The organism is Flavobacterium aerium, assembly GCF_030766725.1.
GTDB classification, from domain to species: Bacteria; Bacteroidota; Bacteroidia; order Flavobacteriales; family Flavobacteriaceae; genus Flavobacterium; species Flavobacterium aerium.
This window is the reverse complement of sequence record NZ_JARQWR010000005.1, coordinates 33,470-50,775: the sequence shown is the minus strand read 5'-3', so window position 1 is coordinate 50,775 and position 17,306 is coordinate 33,470. Positions and strand designations below refer to the sequence as shown.

Here is a 17,306-nt window from a genome sequence, read left to right as displayed (position 1 = left end):
ATGATTTATATTCCGTTTTATTCTTTCTAAAGCCTTATTAAAATGCTGTTGATGAGACAGTCAATCCAAATTATTATCGTTTTAGATTCTTGAAAAATAAGGCTAAGAATTCCTTGTCCGCTCTATTTACAGAGTTGATAAATTAATCTTCTATTACTTAAAAATTATTCGCTGATGTATTCTAAAATATCTCCTGGTTGGCAATCCAGTTCTTTACAAATCGCTTCCAGAGTTGCTATTCGGATGGCTTTTGCTTTTCCGGTTTTTAGCACTGATAGATTTGCTGGGGTAATCCCAATTTTTTCTGCCAATTCATTTGAACGCATTTTGCGTTTAGCAAGCATCACATCAACGTTTATTATTATTGGCATATTAAATGGTTAAATCTTGTTCGTCTTGCAAAGTTAATCCTTGCTTAAAAATTGAAGCCATAAAAAAAGCAAAAATCCCTATTACAAAATGGAGCATGGTAATAATGACCATCAAGCTTTTTTCCTCTTTCCCTATATATAGTATTGAAATGGCTAGTACAGGTATAATGATATTAGCGATATAAAACTGCCTTAGCCGTTGTACAGAAAGTGCAGTAAATAATTTCTTGTTTCGAAATACACTAAATACATTTCCTAATAACCAGAAAAAAATCCAGTATATCAAAAATATAGTGAGCATAACAGTGATGAATAATCCTGTATAATCTCCTAACAAAATAGATTCTTCCGAAAAAGGGAAAAGTATTTGAAATCGATTATTTTCAACTCTATTGATTGCATTCCAGGTTACATCCGTAAACTCTGAAAGGAAAAAAATAATCCCAGAATACAGAAATAAAGTCAAATACAATAGTGCTATGCATCGGCTCAAATAAAATAAGATCGTTGCGATAAATCGAACATTTTTCATTTTATAAAATTTAATTACAGATCAAATATAAAAATTAATTATCGTAAATCGATAATTTTTTATCAAAAAATAATATTATAAACTTTTCCATACCCTAACAAATAAACTGTAAGGTATTTGAAATCACACCTAGATTTAACATTAGGAAAATTTAAAAACAATATTATTAATCGCTATTTGGAATAAAAAAGTAGTAAATTTAACATAACATCTTTTTTATTTAAGATTAAATTTTTCATTTAAACAATAATTAATTATGGCTACCTCATTAAATACTATTCTGAATTGGTTCAAGACTGGAAAAAAACCTACACAAGCACAATTTTGGGCCAGCTGGCAGTCTTTTTGGCATAAAGATGAAGTTATACCTCAAGACAAGATTAATGGACTACAGACATCTCTAAATTCTAAATTAAATAAAAGTTCATTAACCACTAATATAATTCCAATAACAAATTCGAATAATGAATTAATTGATAGTACAATAACAAAAGATTCGGTCGGTAACTATTATATAGAAACCCCTCTTTTATCACTAAAAAATGCTCAAATTAATTCTACTCAATTAACTGGATCAGTAAAGTTAAATTTCTCTTGGCTTGATCATATTGGGGCAGGAATTGAAGGATATAAAATAACAAAAAATACATCTGGACTGAAATTTTATACCGAATATGGGTATAATGTACAAATAGAACGAATGCGTTTAACCAACGGAAGCGGAAAATTAATGTTAGGAAATGATGTTACAACAATGCAAGAAGATGCAAGTCGACTTCAAGTAGAAGGATCAGCATCATTTACAGGAATTATAGATGCTATTGGTGGAGTCAACCTTAGTGGGCAAGGACTAAATATTGGAAATGGATTTGTAACTGCTTATAATTCAAATTTCGGAGGATGGAATTTTGCTAAATTAGGAATTACAGATGGTATTTTTTTTATAAAAGATAATAGTTTTGTTGGAATTGGCACAGTTAATCCTTCAGAAAAATTTGTAGTCTCAAATAATGGCGCAGAATCTTTTGAAATTGCATTAGGTAATCATAGTGGCTATGTTCATGCTCGAGCTTATAATAGAGAAACCCAAAGTTATTCTCCATTACTTTTGGATGGATTGAAGATTATATTGGGGATCTCTGGAAATGTTATAATTGGATCCAAAAATGATAATGGTGAGAAATTTCAAGTAAATGGCAATATGGCTGTTTATGCAAATGAAGGAAGAGAAATTTTAGCTTTTCATACATATCTAAAACCAATTGATACAATGATATCAGGACATTCCTTCAAATGGTATGATCACCAATGGAAAGCAGGCATTACTAGAGGTAATAGTATAAACACAATTGGTTACGATATCATGTTAGATGATGAACTCAAATTTAGAGTAACACCAGAAGGTGGAGGTCATTTTTTAAGTACTGTAAAAGGAGCCAATGCTCTTGAACCAAATGAATTTGTAACCAAACAACAATTAGATAACTTTTTTCCAAGCCATTTATCGGATCAACTTCTAATCAGTAAAAATGAGGCTGGCCCTTTTCCTGGAATAAGAATTGAAAACACCAATAATACTGGAGCAACAGCCTGTACCTCAATTGACTTAGTTTGCCAAAAAGAAAATGAATTAGGGATTATTGGACAACTTCTTGCTACAAGTAATCAATGGCAATATGGGACGTATCTTCAAAATCAAACAAACCTTACTGGCTCAGGTATTGGTGGTATTGCTATCCGAACAACAAATGCACCTATAAGTTTTTATCAAGGAAATTTAGATCCAGATAATTCACCATTAGTTGCAGGCTTTAAAGACGGACAATTCTTTATCAATAACTTACCTGTTACCGTTGGAGATATAATTACTGTAGGACAAGATGGTAAACTTGGAAAAACAACTTTAGAAAACCTGGGCATACCTACTGTAATAAAAACGACTGTAAGTACAACAGCACTTACAATTCCTCCCGGGGAAATAATAACAATGGCTAGAGCTATTAATGGTGTAACAGAAGGTGACTCAATCATATTTGGATCACCAATGATACTACCTGGTACAATTGATGCTAAAGCTTATGCAACAAATAATCATGTGAAATTAATTTTATCAAATAATGGTGTATCAGCATTCTCTATCCCCTTTACAACCTTTAAAATAACCGTTTTAAAATAATCTAATTTCAGACAATTACAACAATAAAAAACACTGTATTTCAGCAGCTTATAATTCCAAAATACTTACATTTAAAATAGTAAGGATTATAAAAAAACAATAATTTGTTTTTTTTATTCATTTTACTCTATATCTTTGTACCATATAATTACAACAATGAACACAATTTTAAACAATACATGGTGGTGGAATAACTTACGTCGAACTTCGTGAGCGATTCCTGCTATAGTATTTTTTAAAAAAATATAAATATAAAAGGCTTGTCATCACGACAAGCCTTTTTTTATTGTCCAAACTGAAAATATCTCAAAAAGATGAAAACATATAAATTAAAAACACAATACAAACAAATCCTTGCTGATACGATTACACCTGTAAGTGTTTATCTTAAAATTCGTGATAAGTTCCCGAATAGTCTTTTGCTAGAAAGTAGTGACTATCAAGCTAATAAAAATAGTTTTTCATACATCTGTTGTAATCCTATTGCAAGTATCAAAATTGAACATGAAACGATTACCAGAACATTTCCTGATCATCGAAAAGAAATAGAATTGATTACAAAGGATAGTAATGTACCAATGATTATTGATGCTTTTGCACAGGAATTTGAAACGGGTAACAATGAATTCAAATTCATCAATAATGGACTATTTGGTTATATTGCTTATGACGCTGTTCGTTACTTTGAAACCGTTAACATCAAACCAAAAGCCGATGGCGTGAGTATTCCTGATATCTATTATGCCATATATCAGAACATTATCGCTATTAACCATTTTAAAAATGAGGCTTACATCTTCTGTCATAATATAAATGGGGAAAACAATATTGATGAAATAGAACAAATCATGGCGGTAAAAGATTTCAGCTCATATAGTTTCTCCCGAAAAGGAACAGGAATTTCAAATCTTACCGATGAAGAGTTCAAAGAAAATGTTGTTTTAGCGCAAAAGCATTGTTATCGTGGTGATGTGTTTCAATTGGTATTATCCAGAAGGTTTACACAAGACTTTAAAGGTGATGAATTTAATGTATATCGTGCCTTACGAAGTATCAACCCATCCCCTTACCTTTTCTTTTTTGATTATGGTGACTTCAAAATATTTGGATCATCACCCGAAGCACAGCTCGTCGTTCAAGACCGCAAAGCAGAAATTCATCCTATCGCCGGAACCTTCAAACGTACTGGAAATGATGAAGAAGATGCACTTTTGGCAAAACAATTAGCGGAGGATAAAAAAGAAAATAGCGAACATGTCATGCTTGTCGATTTAGCTCGTAATGATCTAAGCCGCAATAGTAATGGGGTTCAAGTAGAAAAATACCGAGAAGTACAATTCTTTTCGCACGTGATTCATTTGGTTTCCAAAGTCACTGGACTTTTACATCCTAAGGCAACTACTATGCAAGTTGTCGCGGATACTTTTCCTGCAGGTACATTAAGCGGAGCTCCAAAGCACAAGGCGATGCAATTAATTGATTCTATAGAAAAAACAAACCGTCATTTTTATGGTGGGGCTATTGGATTCATGGATTTTGAAGGAAACTTTAATCATGCCATAATGATCCGTACATTTATGAGTAAAAACCATCAGCTTCATTGTCAGGCAGGTGCAGGAATTGTAGCCGATTCAAATCCTGAAAGTGAAATGCAGGAAGTGTACAATAAACTAGGTGCTTTGAACAAAGCATTAGAATTAGCCGAAACCATTTAAGACTTATATAAACCGACCGTTTAAAATATACATACAATGAAAAAAATAGTAGTCATAGACAATTACGATAGCTTCACTTATAATATAGTACATTATTTGGAAGACTTGAATTGTGAAGTTACAGTCATCCGAAACGATGAAGTTTTTATGGATGAACTGAAGGATTATGATAAAATTCTATTATCGCCAGGACCTGGAATTCCTGATGAAGCAGGTTTATTAAAAGAAATCATTCAAAAATATGCGCCAACAAAAAGCATCTTAGGGATTTGCTTAGGGCAGCAAGCTATTGGTGAAGTATTTGGAGGTCAGTTAATCAACTTGGATAAAGTATACCATGGTGTTGCAACAAAAGTGAACATTCTGGTTTCCGATGAATCTCTTTTTGAAGGTCTTGAATCTCAAATTGAGGTAGGACGTTACCATTCATGGGTTGTTGATCCTAATTTACCGGCAATATTAGAAGCTACTTCGCTAGATGAAAATGGACAAGTAATGTCATTACGCCATCGGGAATATGATGTAAAAGGCGTGCAATATCATCCTGAATCTGTATTGACACCTGACGGTAAAAAAATATTAGAAAACTGGGTAAATAGCTAATGATCAAAAGCAATATCCAATAACTAATACAACACTATTACAATGAAAAATATATTAAATAGATTAATTAAACACGATACACTTTCTAAAGAAGAAGCGAAAAACGTATTGTTACATATCTCTGACGGTCATTACAATAACAGTCAAATTGCTTCATTTTTAACTGTATTCATGATGCGAAGCATTACAATTGAAGAATTAGAAGGTTTTCGAGAAGCCCTATTGGAACGTTGTATTCCTGTTGATTTTTCGGCCTACAATACCATCGATTTATGTGGAACAGGTGGTGATGGAAAGGATACTTTCAATATTTCAACATTGGCTTCATTTGTCACTGCTGGTGCAGGAATTAAAGTAGCAAAACATGGAAACTATGGTATTTCATCAATATCAGGTTCTAGTAATGTCATGGAAATTTTAGGAATCCGATTTACCAATGAAATTGATTTTTTAGAAAAATGTATTGAACAAGCCAATATCAGTATCTTACATGCTCCTCTATTCCATCCTGCTATGAAAAATGTAGGACCAATTCGCAAAGAATTAAGCGTTAAAACCTTCTTTAATATATTAGGTCCTATGGTAAATCCTTCCTTTCCAAAAAATCAATTGGTGGGAGTTTTCAACTTAGAATTGGCAAGAATGTATGGTTATTTATATCAAAATACAGGAACTAATTTTACCATACTCAATGCTTTAGATGGTTATGATGAAATATCCTTGACCAGTAATACCAAGACAATATCCAATCATCATGAAGGTCTTATTAAACCAGAAGATTTTGGTGTCCAACCGGTCACACAAAAGCAAATTGAGGGAGGAAAAACAATTGAAGAATCTGCTCAGATATTTCTGAATATTATAAGTGGAAATGGTACTGAAGCACAAAATAATGTAGTTTGTGCAAACGCTGCAATGGCAATTGTAACTATGCAAAACTGTACTCCAAGAGAAGGATTTGAACTTGCAAAAGAAAGTTTACTTCGTGGAAATGCTTTAAATCAATTGAAAAAACTACAAGCTTTGAGTAAAAACTAGCTTACAAAACATACAAGAAATGAATATATTAGATAAAATTGTTGCCGACAAACATCGTGAAGTTGCACTCAAAAAATCAATTATTCCGGTGAGTCAACTGGAATCTTCTGTTCTTTTTGGTCGATCAACCCATTCATTAGTCGAAAACTTAAAGGTCTCAAATTCAGGAATCATTGCAGAACATAAACGTCGTTCTCCTTCAAAGTCTGTAATTAATCAAAGTTTTACCGTTGAAGAAGTAGTAACTGGGTATGAAAACGCTGGAGCAAGTGCTATTTCAGTTTTAACAGATGGGAAGTATTTTGGTGGTTCCCTGGATGATTTAATCCTTGCCAGAGCCTCAGTTCAGTTACCACTTTTACGTAAAGAGTTTGTGATTGACGAATATCAAATCCTTGAAGCTAAAGCTTATGGCGCCGATTTAATTCTTTTGATAGCAGCTGTTTTATCTCGAAAAGAAATTGAAACATTGTCCTCATTTGCCAAAAGTCTAGGACTAGAAGTATTGTTAGAAGTTCATAATCAGGAAGAATTAGAGCTATCAATTATGCCCACTTTAGACATTATTGGCGTGAACAATCGTAATCTAAAAACATTTGAAGTAAGCCTAGACTATAGTAAGACCTTAGCTCCACATATTCCTGATGATTTTATTAAAATTTCAGAAAGTGGCATTAGCAGCGTAGAGGCTATTAAAGACTTAAAAACCTATGGTTACAAGGGATTTTTAGTGGGAGAAAACTTCATGAAAACTGATAATCCCGGAATAAGTGCGAAACAATTTATCGATCAATTCGTCTACTAAAGAAAAAACGTTTTACGAACTAAAATAAAAGCAAATGAAACTCAAAGTTTGTGGCATGAAATATCCTGAAAACATAATCGATGTAGCCAAATTACATCCTGATTATATGGGTTTTATTTTCTGGGAAAAATCAGCTCGTTACTTCAATGGAATTATTCCTGATTTACCTGAATCTATTGAAAAGGTTGGGGTATTTGTTGATGCAACTTTTCGAGAAATTGTTTCAAAAGTTAGAAAATATCAATTGGATATTGTTCAATTGCATGGTAATGAACAACCTGAATTATGCAAAGAATTAAAACAACTTTTTGAAAACATTAAAATCATTAAGGTGTTTTCAATCGGAGAAGATTTTGATTTCAACCGATTAGTTCCCTATGAAACTAGTTGTGATTACTACCTCTTTGATACAAAAGGTGAATTACCAGGCGGTAATGGTTTACCATTTAACTGGCAAATATTAGAACGTTATCCCTATTCCAAGCCTTTTTTCTTAAGTGGTGGTGTGGGAATTGAAGAGCATCCAAAAATAAAAGAACTTATCGAAACAGGATTACCCATCCACAGTATTGATATCAACAGTAAATTTGAATTAGAACCAGGTCTAAAATACATCGATGCGATTAAACGCTTCAAGTATGAAATAGACTTTCTATAAATAACATTTCAATATATTATGAAAACATATCACGTAAATGAAAAAGGATTTTATGGCGAGTTTGGTGGTGCATTTATACCCGAAATGCTCTATCCAAATGTAGAAGAATTACGTCAACGTTACCTTACAATCCTACAAGAACCAAGCTTCCAGGAAGAATTTCAAGCACTATTAAAAGACTATGTAGGACGTCCTACACCACTTTATTTTGCCGAAAGATTATCCGCAAAATACAATACTAAAATCTACCTGAAAAGAGAAGATTTATGCCATACTGGTGCGCACAAAGTGAACAATACAATTGGGCAAATTCTATTAGCAAAAAAACTAGGTAAGACGCGTATAATAGCTGAAACTGGTGCAGGTCAGCATGGAGTGGCTACAGCGACAGTATGTGCTTTGATGGGATTGCAATGTATTGTCTACATGGGAGAAATTGATATTGAGCGTCAGGCTCCAAATGTAGCCCGTATGAAAATGCTTGGTGCAGAAGTACGTCCAGCAGCGTCAGGTTCCAAAACATTAAAAGATGCTACTAATGAAGCCATTAGAGATTGGATCAATAATCCTGTAGATACTTATTACATCATTGGATCTGTGGTTGGACCACATCCTTATCCAGATATGGTAGCTCGTTTCCAAAGTGTTATTTCTGAGGAAATTAAAGCCCAACTTTTAGAAAAAGAAGGCAATGAAAATCCTAATTATGTTATCGCCTGTGTAGGTGGTGGTAGTAATGCTGCAGGTGCATTTTATCATTTTTTAGATGATGAAACAGTCGGTTTAATTGCTGTAGAAGCTGCTGGAAAAGGAATTGATACGGGTCACAGTGCGGCAACATCTGCTTTGGGTCGCATCGGAATCATTCATGGAAGCAAGACGTTATTGATGCAAACTAAAGATGGACAAATCACGGAACCCTACTCCATTTCTGCAGGATTAGATTACCCTGGAGTTGGACCAATGCATGCTCATTTATTCCAAAGTAAAAGAGCTGAATTCATAGCCATAACCGATGACGATGCCATGCAATGGGGACTTACTTTATCCAAAACTGAAGGTATAATTCCAGCAATTGAAAGTGCACATGCATTAGCCGTTTTAGATTATAAAACCTTCAAAAAGGATGATGTTGTCATCATTAATCTATCCGGTCGCGGTGATAAAGATTTGAATACCTACATCAATTATTTCAAATTATAAGCTCTATTTTCTACTCAAATCAGGCAATCTTCCACCTTTTTCCAGTCGTTATTTATGCCTAAATTATTAAAAAAAAGATAGTTTTTCTCATTCAAAAAAGAAAGAAAAAACGTATAAAATTTAAATTACAGAAGACTATGAATCGTATACAAAAACAGTTACAAGGAGATAAAAAAATCCTTTCCATCTATTTTACGGCAGGATTTCCAAGTCTAAATGATACCGTAACTATCATAGAAAACTTAGAAAAAAGTGGTGTTGATATGATCGAAATCGGGCTTCCTTTTAGTGATCCCTTAGCCGATGGACCTACCATTCAGGAGAGTTCAACACAGGCTTTACACAACGGAATGACCACAGAATTACTGTTTGAACAGCTTAAAAATATCCGTCAAACAGTGCAAATCCCGTTACTGATTATGGGATATTTTAATCCTATTTTGCAATATGGAGTAGCCAAATTTTGTGCTAAATGCAAAGAAATTGGTATCGATGGATTGATCATTCCAGACCTTCCAGTCGCAATATATGATGCCGAATACAAGGCTATTTTTGAGCAATATGACCTTTATAATATCTTCCTTATAACACCACAAACGAGTGATGAGCGCATTCGATATATTGATAAAGTATCTCAAGGATTCATCTACATGGTGAGTAGTGCAAGTGTAACCGGTAGCCAAAATAGTTTCGGTAATACGCATCAAAATTACTTCAAAAGAGTCGCAGAAATGAACTTAAAAAACCCTCAAATTATTGGGTTTGGAATTAGCAATTCAGAGACTTTCTCACAGGCAATTCAAGAAGCAAAAGGAGCAATTATTGGGAGTGCGTTTGTAAATCACATCAAAAACAACGGAATTGAGAGCATCAATTCATTTGTTAAATCAATACTAAATGTAAATTAGTATAATATACTGGTTATTAAAATTTTAAATAATCACTATAGAAATACTCTATAGCACTAAAAAAGATCATTTCACAATAAAAAAGGGTAATATTAGTAACTTAAAAGTGAAGATATTGCTCTTTTCTCTTTTATATACAAGAGCTAGATTAAGCATCAAAATCTTTGGAGAAAAACGATGCATTACTATATCCCTATCGCTCCTAAATTTCGGAGCCAAATTACAATAATTTTATGGCTTGTCTCTTCTTTTTTCCTATAATTTCATTTTGTTAAAATTAAGTTAAAAACAAATTAAACAAACGTTTAATTTAAACAAGTGTTTAATTTTGTACTCGATTTTGAAATGCACAAAAAATGACTGAGTATAATGACAAGCAGATGAAGATACTTCAGGTAGCAGAAAAGCTATTTGCTGAGAAAGGATATGACGGAACTTCAATCCGGAATATTTCAAAAGAAGCCAAAATAAATATCGCAATGATCTCTTACTATTTTGGATCAAAGGAAAAATTATTAGAGGCTTTAATTTTTTTCAGAACATCTGATTTAAAAATGAAATTGGAGAGCTTAATTGTAGAGGACATCTCCCCTTTAGAAAAGATCAATAAACTTATTGACTATTATGTTACCAAAATAAATTGCAACAAAGGAATCTATCAGATTTTACATTTTGAATTTTCTTCCAAGAAAAGAACAATGGATTATAAATCATTTTCTGAAGTCAAAAGAGTTAATTTAATTTCTCTAGAAAAAATAGTTCATGATGGACAGGAAAAAGGAATCTTCCAAAAAAATGTCAATATCGCTTTAATACCTCCTACGATATTGGGTACCTTTTTTCACTTTAATACCAACCGTCCATTTTATGAAAATTTGTTGGGATTAAATACGGATGAAAAATTTGACAATTACATAAATAACGAATTAATAACTCACATTCAACAAACCATTAAAGCACTTTTAATTTATGAAAGTTAAATCCCTTTTGCTTTCGGTACTTTTTGTTGTAGGTATATCGACCGTAAATGCGCAGGACAAAACGCCGCTTACATTAGATGAAGCTATCCATATAGCCCTTACAAAAAGCACAGAAGCTCAATTAGCTGATACAAAAGTTTCAACTAAACAATATGAACTACAGGCAGCAAAAAACAACTTATACCCTAATTTAAAACTTTCAGGGCAATACCAACGTCTTACTAATGCCGATGTAAACTTCAAACTTGGCAATTCAGATTCTGAAGGAGGTACAACGGCACCAAAAGTTAATCAATTGATGTTAGGACAAGCTAGTTTATCTTATCCTCTATTTGCTGGTCTTAAAATTCAAAACAGCATTAAGACATCTGATTACTTATACCAAGCAGAAGGTTTTAATGCAGCACAAACAAAACAAGAATTAGCGGTTCAAGTAGTGATGGGCTATGTTAACTTATACAAAGCACAACAATCTGTCGCTTTGATTCAAGAAAATATCAAGAGTTCAGCACAACGTGTAAATGATTTCACTGCTATGGAACAGAATGGTTTGATTGCTCGTAATGATTTGCTAAAAGCAAAATTACAAGTATCCAACTTCCAAGTGGCTTTGGACGAAGCTAAAAAGAATGTTTCCGTAATCAACTTCCAATTAATTACATTGTTGAAACTTCCTACTAGCACTCAGATTATACCTAACGAAGGAATGTTTGATAAAAACATGTTTGGAAATGTTACAACTACAGAACAAGATGCGATTGAGAACAGAAGTGATTTAGGAGCTATTCGTTTACAACAAAAAGCTTCTGAAACCAATATTAAAATTGCAAAAAGTGCATATTACCCATCATTGTCTTTAGTGGGTGGTTATGCTGCTATCGATTTACAAAATGTAATGAGAGTAACGAATGCAATTAACTTTGGTGTAGGATTATCGTATGATTTAACGTCTATATTCAAAAATGGTAAAGAAGTAAAAGTAGCGACAAGCAAAGCACAAGAAACAGAGCATGCCGTAGAATTATTGACGGATAACGTTAAAGTACAAGTTCAGCAAGCAAAAGAAAACTACGATTTATCTTTAAAACAAAATGACGTATACGTAGAAGCTCGTGCTCAAGCAGAAGAGAATTATAGAATTGTAAAAGATAAATACGAGAATGGTCTTTCAGATACAAATGATTTACTGGAAGCAGACGTAGAACAATTACAAGCAAAAATCAATCAAGCTTATGCAAAAGCAAACATCACACAAAGACAGTATGAATTGCTTGCTGCATCCGGAAAACTAACTCAATCAATAAAATAATTCAAAAAATAAAATCATAGACTATTCCCATGGAAAAGAAAAAAACAAATAAAAAATTCGTCGCTATACTAGCTGTATTAGTTGTATTAGGCGGTGCTTATGGCATATACAAATATATCCACTCCCTTTCTCATGAATCAACTGATGATGCTCAAATTGAGAAAAACATGAATCCTATTATTCCACGTGTAACAGGATACATTACTAAAGTTTATGTAAAAGACAATGATTATGTGAAAAAAGGAGATACACTTTTCACAATCGACAACAAAGATTACCAAGTAAAAGTAGAAGAAGCAAATGCTGCTTTGGTTGCTGCAGAAGGAAGTTTTGCAGTATCTAAGGCTGACATAGGTGGTGCGCTTGCAAACGTATCGGTTTCTGACGCGAATATCTCTTCTGCAGGTGGTAACATAGAAACTGCTAGAATTCGTTTAGGAAGAGCTTCTAATGACTTTGAGCGTTATAAAAACTTATACGCAAACAAATCAATCACCAAACAACAATTTGAACAAGCTGAAGCAGCAAAATTAGAAGCAGAAAGCCAAGTTAGAATTTTACAACAACAACAAAAAGCAACGAGCTTCCAAAAATCAGCAATTGTATCTCAATCTGAAGTAATACACAAACAAACCGATGTTGCTGCTGCAAATATTAAAAGAGCACAAGCTGTTCTTGAAGCTGCAAAATTAAACCTAGCGTATACCGTTGTTACTGCTTCAATTGATGGACAGGTATCAAAAATCAATATCCAACCAGGACAAGTAGTTCAACCCGGACAATCATTATTCTATATCATCAATAATGAATCTGCTTGGGTTGTGGCAAACTTTAAAGAAACACAATTGAACAAAATGGCTATTGGCCAAAAAGTAGGAATTAAAGTAGATGCCTATCCAAATGTAGAATTTGAAGGTACTGTAAGTTCATTTTCTCCAGCAACAGGGGCGCGTTTCTCTTTATTACCTCCAGATAATGCTACGGGTAACTTCGTAAAAACAATTCAACGTTTACCGGTTAAAATTAGCTTAGACGCTAGTAATGATCCAGAAAAAATAAAATTATTACGTCCAGGAATGAATGTGGATGTAGATGTACATTTAAAGTAATATGGAAGCGACTAATGGAGAAGATAGTTTAGTTGAATACGGTTACAGAAGGGTAATCATTACGATTACGGCAGTACTTTGTGCATTGCTTGAAATCGTGGATACTACTATTGTAAACGTAGCACTAACAGACATGCGAGGAAGCCTTGGCGCTACGCTAACGGATGTTGCTTGGGTAATTACTGCGTATGCCATTGCAAACGTAATTGTAATCCCAATGACGAGTTGGCTTTCTCAACAATTTGGTCGACGTAATTATTTTGCCGTTTCGATTGTAATCTTTACGATTTCCTCTTTTCTCTGTGGTAATGCCACAAATATATGGGAACTGGTAGCTTTCCGATTTATTCAAGGTTTAGGTGGTGGAGCTTTATTAGTAACAGCACAAACCATTATTACAGAAAGTTATCCGATTGCAAAACGAGGTATGGCGCAAGCTATTTACGGAATGGGTGTAATTGTAGGACCTACATTAGGTCCGCCATTAGGAGGTTATCTTGTGGATAATTACTCTTGGCCTTACATTTTTTACATCAATATCCCATTGGGAATTATTGCAACGATCTTAACTCTAACGTATGTAAAGAGTCCAAAATATGGAGAGAAACTAAAAGCCAATCAGGTTGACTGGTGGGGAATTATATTCTTAGCATCATTTATTGGGTCATTACAATTCGTTTTAGAACATGGTCAACAAGATGACTGGTTCAACGATGGCTTAATTGTTACGTTGAGTGTGGTTACTGTATTTGGATTATTATTATTCATTTGGAGAGAAATGACCTATAAATATCCCATTGTAAATCTTAGTGTTTTAAAAGATGGAAATTTAAGAATTGGAACCGTTATGTGTTTTATCTTAGGATTTGGTTTGTACGGATCGACATTAATATTACCGATTTATACACAATCTGTTCTGGGATGGACCGCTACAGATGCAGGTTTATTATTAATTCCAGGATCACTTACCACTGCCTTTATGATGCCTTTTATTGGGAAAATGATTCAAAAAGGTGTTCCACAAGGTTACATGGTCGGTATAGGATTCTTAATCTTCTTTTTCTTTACATTCTGGATGCATAATGTAATTACGCCCGATACAGGAAAAGAACATATGTTCTGGCCTTTAATATTAAGAGGTATGGGATTAGGATTACTTTTCGTACCGATTACAACTTTAGCTTTATCTACCTTAAAAGGTAAAAGCATAGGTGAAGGAGCTGCATTTACTGGAATGATGCGTCAATTAGGAGGTTCATTTGGTATTGCAATCATCACGACATTCATTACACGATTCAGTCAGGATCACCGTGTAGATTTAGTTTCAAAACTAGATGTGAGTAAACTTGAAGTTCAACAACGAGTAACACAACTACAACAGGGATTCATGTCTAAAGGTTTTAGTTCAAGCGAGGCCTTAGGAAAAGCCTATCAGGCAATGGATCTTTCTGTAATGAAGCAAAGCACTGTTCTTGCCTACATGGATATTTTCATGTACCTCGGGATTATGTTCTTATTGTGTATCCCTATCATCCTGTTGATTAAAAAAGGAACCAATAAAATTAATCCTGCTGATGCTATGCATTAGTCTTAGTAATTAATTAGTATTTTAAAAAAAACTCCCGATTCACATCGGGAGTTTTTCTTTATATCAATGCTATTATTTTATCGTGTAAAAATCAGTGTATTTCCTTTTGACAGATTGGCATCAAATTTATATCCTTCATAATCGAAACCTTTCAGGTCTTCGATAGTTTCAACATTTTTATCCAAAATATAGCGTACCATCAATCCTCTAGCCTTCTTTGCGAAGAAACTAATGATTTTTAATTTCCCATCTTTATAATCTTTGAATTCTGGAGTAATTACTGGAACTTTTAACTTCTTTACATCGACTGCGTCAAAATATTCTTTGCTGGCCAAATTAATAAAAAGCTCTCCTTTCTTTAATTCACTATTCAAAGCCTTCGTAATAATTGGTTTCCAAAAGCCATATAGATTTGGTGATTCTTTCACAGGTAATTTTGTACCCATTTCCAAACGATATGGTTGAATAAGATCCAATGGCTTTAATACTCCATACAAACCTGAAAGGATTCGCAGACGATCTTCCAATTTTTCAAATGCATTTTCTGGAATAGAATAAGCATCTAATCCTGTATACACATCTCCATTGAAAGCAAAAACTGCTGGACGTGCATTCTCAATCGTAAAAGGCGTTTTCCATGCTTGATTACGCTCCCAATTTAATGCCGCCAATTTATCAGAAATACTCATCAAATTTGATAACTCTTTTGGGGATTGTGTTTTTAAAACTTTATGTATGATTTTCGATTCTTTTAAAAAAGAAGGCGTAGTATGTTTTTCAATGGGTAATGGCGTTTCAAAATCTAGTGATTTGGCTGGAGATATTACAATTTTCATTTTCATTTATTTTATACTTTCAAAAATACTAATTCCAATTTAGAATTAGCAGCATCCTTATTCAATTCTGTTGATTATACTATTGTAAAAATTGATACCCCAGAAAAAACAGACAGCTACTAGCCTACATTGCTCATTTTCACTGCCAAAATATGTTTGCAAACCCCTCTCTTTCCTTGATAACTGGTAAACCAATCACAAGTACACTTTGCTTTATCGTTTTCAATAATTACAGTATGATATACTCCTGTTCCTTTTACTCTCACTTCTGTATACTCAGGTCGTTTTGCTACAACTTCTATTTCCGCGTTATCCAATAGCTTTTTTGCATTTTTCAAACGTGGATTTAAACTTAAAATACGTTCTGTTTTAAAAGGCAAGCGTCTATAGAAATGCTGATTTTCATGTAAATCATAGCCCAATAATCCCATCGAAGATAAACTTGCTGTCAAACTGTCCATAGTATCAAATTGAATATCATTTTCAATAGACATCATTGTGGGATCAAATGTTTCATTGGATTTCATCAGACTATTTAAACCATACACCCATTCTAGTGGCACTTCTTTTACCATATTCTCTAAGGCTACTCCTTCTCCAGAAAAGCCTCTATAGGCATCGGGAGAAAAAGCCATCATCAAGCGCATGGTTCCAAATTCTGCTACTAGAGCACAGGCTTCCTTATCCTGGGATTGATAGATTTGTATTCCTTTCACTAATGGTAAAATCCCTTCCAACAATCTCAATCGGTGTACTCCACCAATACGTACAGAGTCTGGACTTTCAATTACAGTAAAAGTGAATTTCCCTGCTCTTTGTGTAATGAAAAATTGTCCTGTAGTATTTCCTTTTGGAATACTTTGAAATAATTGTATGGTTTGTATTTTATTCAGCTCAAAAGACAAATCCATATCTGCTAAATACAACTGAACACTTGTTAAACCTTTAATCCATCGCAGGGGTAATTTTACTTTTTTCTCTACAACTTTTTCTTGCTTGGTTGTTACCTGAACTTCGTTTTGCCCAATGGCTAAAACAACTTTTTCATTCTTCTGAATTCCATTTAGAGCATTCAGCATCGGCTCATTAAAATCTACATTCGTTGTACCACTGGCAATGAATTCTCCATCGACAGCATCGGGCATCATATCCAAACGCACATACACTCCATTACAGGAAGAAAACCCTTCAAAACGTAGGCGCTCTGCTCCTGCAGAAACAATTGGATCTCGTAAGCTGGCTGGAATAGGTCCAAAACTGGAACGAACTACTTTTGAAATCGTAGTCCAGCATTTTGCGGTTACATAAGGGTCCGTCAAACTTCCCCAAAAGAAACATGGAATATTATTTACTTCTTCAATTTCTGTTTGATGTGCGAAAACTAATTTATTCCCTCCTTTATTTTTTTCTAAAGTTGAAACTCCTTGATAATTATATTCTAAATCCGCTGACATATTTTCTCTTTTTTAAATCAA

The 17,306-nt window shown here is 33.7% G+C and carries 16 protein-coding genes; 12 read left to right on the top strand and 4 right to left on the bottom strand.

Annotation, left to right across the window (positions count from 1 at the left end; all coding sequences use genetic code 11):
* Positions 1-164: 164 nt before the first annotated feature.
* On the bottom strand, positions 165-371 hold the full coding sequence (locus tag P6733_RS08225) for a helix-turn-helix domain-containing protein (protein WP_306352205.1): 207 nt from the start codon (positions 369-371) through the stop codon (positions 165-167).
* A gap of 1 nt (position 372) precedes the next feature.
* A complete protein-coding gene (locus tag P6733_RS08220; protein WP_306352203.1) occupies positions 373-903 on the bottom strand; it encodes a DUF2975 domain-containing protein in 531 nt (176 codons plus the stop codon).
* 256 nt (positions 904-1,159) lie between these two features.
* Here P6733_RS08220 and P6733_RS08215 point away from each other — a divergent pair, with 256 nt between their 5' ends.
* From P6733_RS08215 to P6733_RS08160, 12 genes are all read left to right on the top strand, one after another.
* The gene (locus P6733_RS08215) at positions 1,160-3,079 is read left to right on the top strand and encodes a hypothetical protein (RefSeq protein WP_306352202.1); all 1,920 of its coding nucleotides are present in this window, start codon (positions 1,160-1,162) and stop codon (positions 3,077-3,079) included.
* 314 nt (positions 3,080-3,393) lie between these two features.
* A complete protein-coding gene (locus tag P6733_RS08210; RefSeq protein ID WP_306352200.1) occupies positions 3,394-4,794 on the top strand; it encodes an anthranilate synthase component I family protein in 1,401 nt (466 codons plus the stop codon).
* Positions 4,795-4,830: 36 nt separating this feature from the next.
* Positions 4,831-5,397: an anthranilate synthase component II gene (locus tag P6733_RS08205; RefSeq protein WP_306352198.1), complete on the top strand. Its 567-nt coding sequence runs from the start codon at positions 4,831-4,833 to the stop codon at positions 5,395-5,397.
* Positions 5,398-5,439: 42 nt separating this feature from the next.
* Positions 5,440-6,435, top strand: coding sequence for an anthranilate phosphoribosyltransferase (gene trpD / locus P6733_RS08200; RefSeq protein ID WP_306352196.1), 996 nt, complete (start codon positions 5,440-5,442; stop codon positions 6,433-6,435).
* A gap of 19 nt (positions 6,436-6,454) precedes the next feature.
* Complete coding sequence (trpC, locus tag P6733_RS08195) at positions 6,455-7,240, top strand: indole-3-glycerol phosphate synthase TrpC (protein ID WP_306352194.1); 786 nt, start codon at positions 6,455-6,457, stop codon at positions 7,238-7,240.
* Positions 7,241-7,274: 34 nt separating this feature from the next.
* Complete coding sequence (locus tag P6733_RS08190) at positions 7,275-7,898, top strand: phosphoribosylanthranilate isomerase (protein WP_306352192.1); 624 nt, start codon at positions 7,275-7,277, stop codon at positions 7,896-7,898.
* A gap of 18 nt (positions 7,899-7,916) precedes the next feature.
* Positions 7,917-9,101 (top strand): tryptophan synthase subunit beta, encoded by a 1,185-nt coding sequence (gene trpB, locus P6733_RS08185; RefSeq protein WP_306352190.1) that lies wholly within the window; start codon positions 7,917-7,919, stop codon positions 9,099-9,101.
* A gap of 137 nt (positions 9,102-9,238) precedes the next feature.
* A complete protein-coding gene (trpA, locus tag P6733_RS08180; RefSeq protein ID WP_306352188.1) occupies positions 9,239-10,009 on the top strand; it encodes a tryptophan synthase subunit alpha in 771 nt (256 codons plus the stop codon).
* A 356-nt stretch (positions 10,010-10,365) separates the two neighbouring features.
* Positions 10,366-10,989, top strand: a complete 624-nt coding sequence (locus P6733_RS08175; protein WP_306352186.1) for a TetR/AcrR family transcriptional regulator — start codon at positions 10,366-10,368, stop codon at positions 10,987-10,989.
* Positions 10,979-12,298 (top strand): TolC family protein, encoded by a 1,320-nt coding sequence (locus P6733_RS08170; protein ID WP_306352184.1) that lies wholly within the window; start codon positions 10,979-10,981, stop codon positions 12,296-12,298. The genes P6733_RS08175 and P6733_RS08170 overlap by 11 nt, the downstream gene beginning before the upstream one ends.
* A 29-nt stretch (positions 12,299-12,327) precedes the next feature.
* Positions 12,328-13,407: an HlyD family secretion protein gene (locus P6733_RS08165; RefSeq protein ID WP_306352182.1), complete on the top strand. Its 1,080-nt coding sequence runs from the start codon at positions 12,328-12,330 to the stop codon at positions 13,405-13,407.
* A 1-nt stretch (position 13,408) separates the two neighbouring features.
* Positions 13,409-14,995, top strand: coding sequence for a DHA2 family efflux MFS transporter permease subunit (locus P6733_RS08160; protein WP_306352180.1), 1,587 nt, complete (start codon positions 13,409-13,411; stop codon positions 14,993-14,995).
* A gap of 77 nt (positions 14,996-15,072) precedes the next feature.
* Here P6733_RS08160 and yaaA read toward each other — a convergent pair whose 3' ends face one another.
* The gene (gene yaaA / locus P6733_RS08155) at positions 15,073-15,831 is read right to left on the bottom strand and encodes a peroxide stress protein YaaA (RefSeq protein WP_306352178.1); all 759 of its coding nucleotides are present in this window, start codon (positions 15,829-15,831) and stop codon (positions 15,073-15,075) included.
* A 119-nt stretch (positions 15,832-15,950) separates the two neighbouring features.
* A complete protein-coding gene (locus P6733_RS08150) occupies positions 15,951-17,285 on the bottom strand; it encodes an SWIM zinc finger family protein (protein ID WP_306352176.1) in 1,335 nt (444 codons plus the stop codon).
* Between the last annotated feature and the right edge of the window lie 21 nt (positions 17,286-17,306).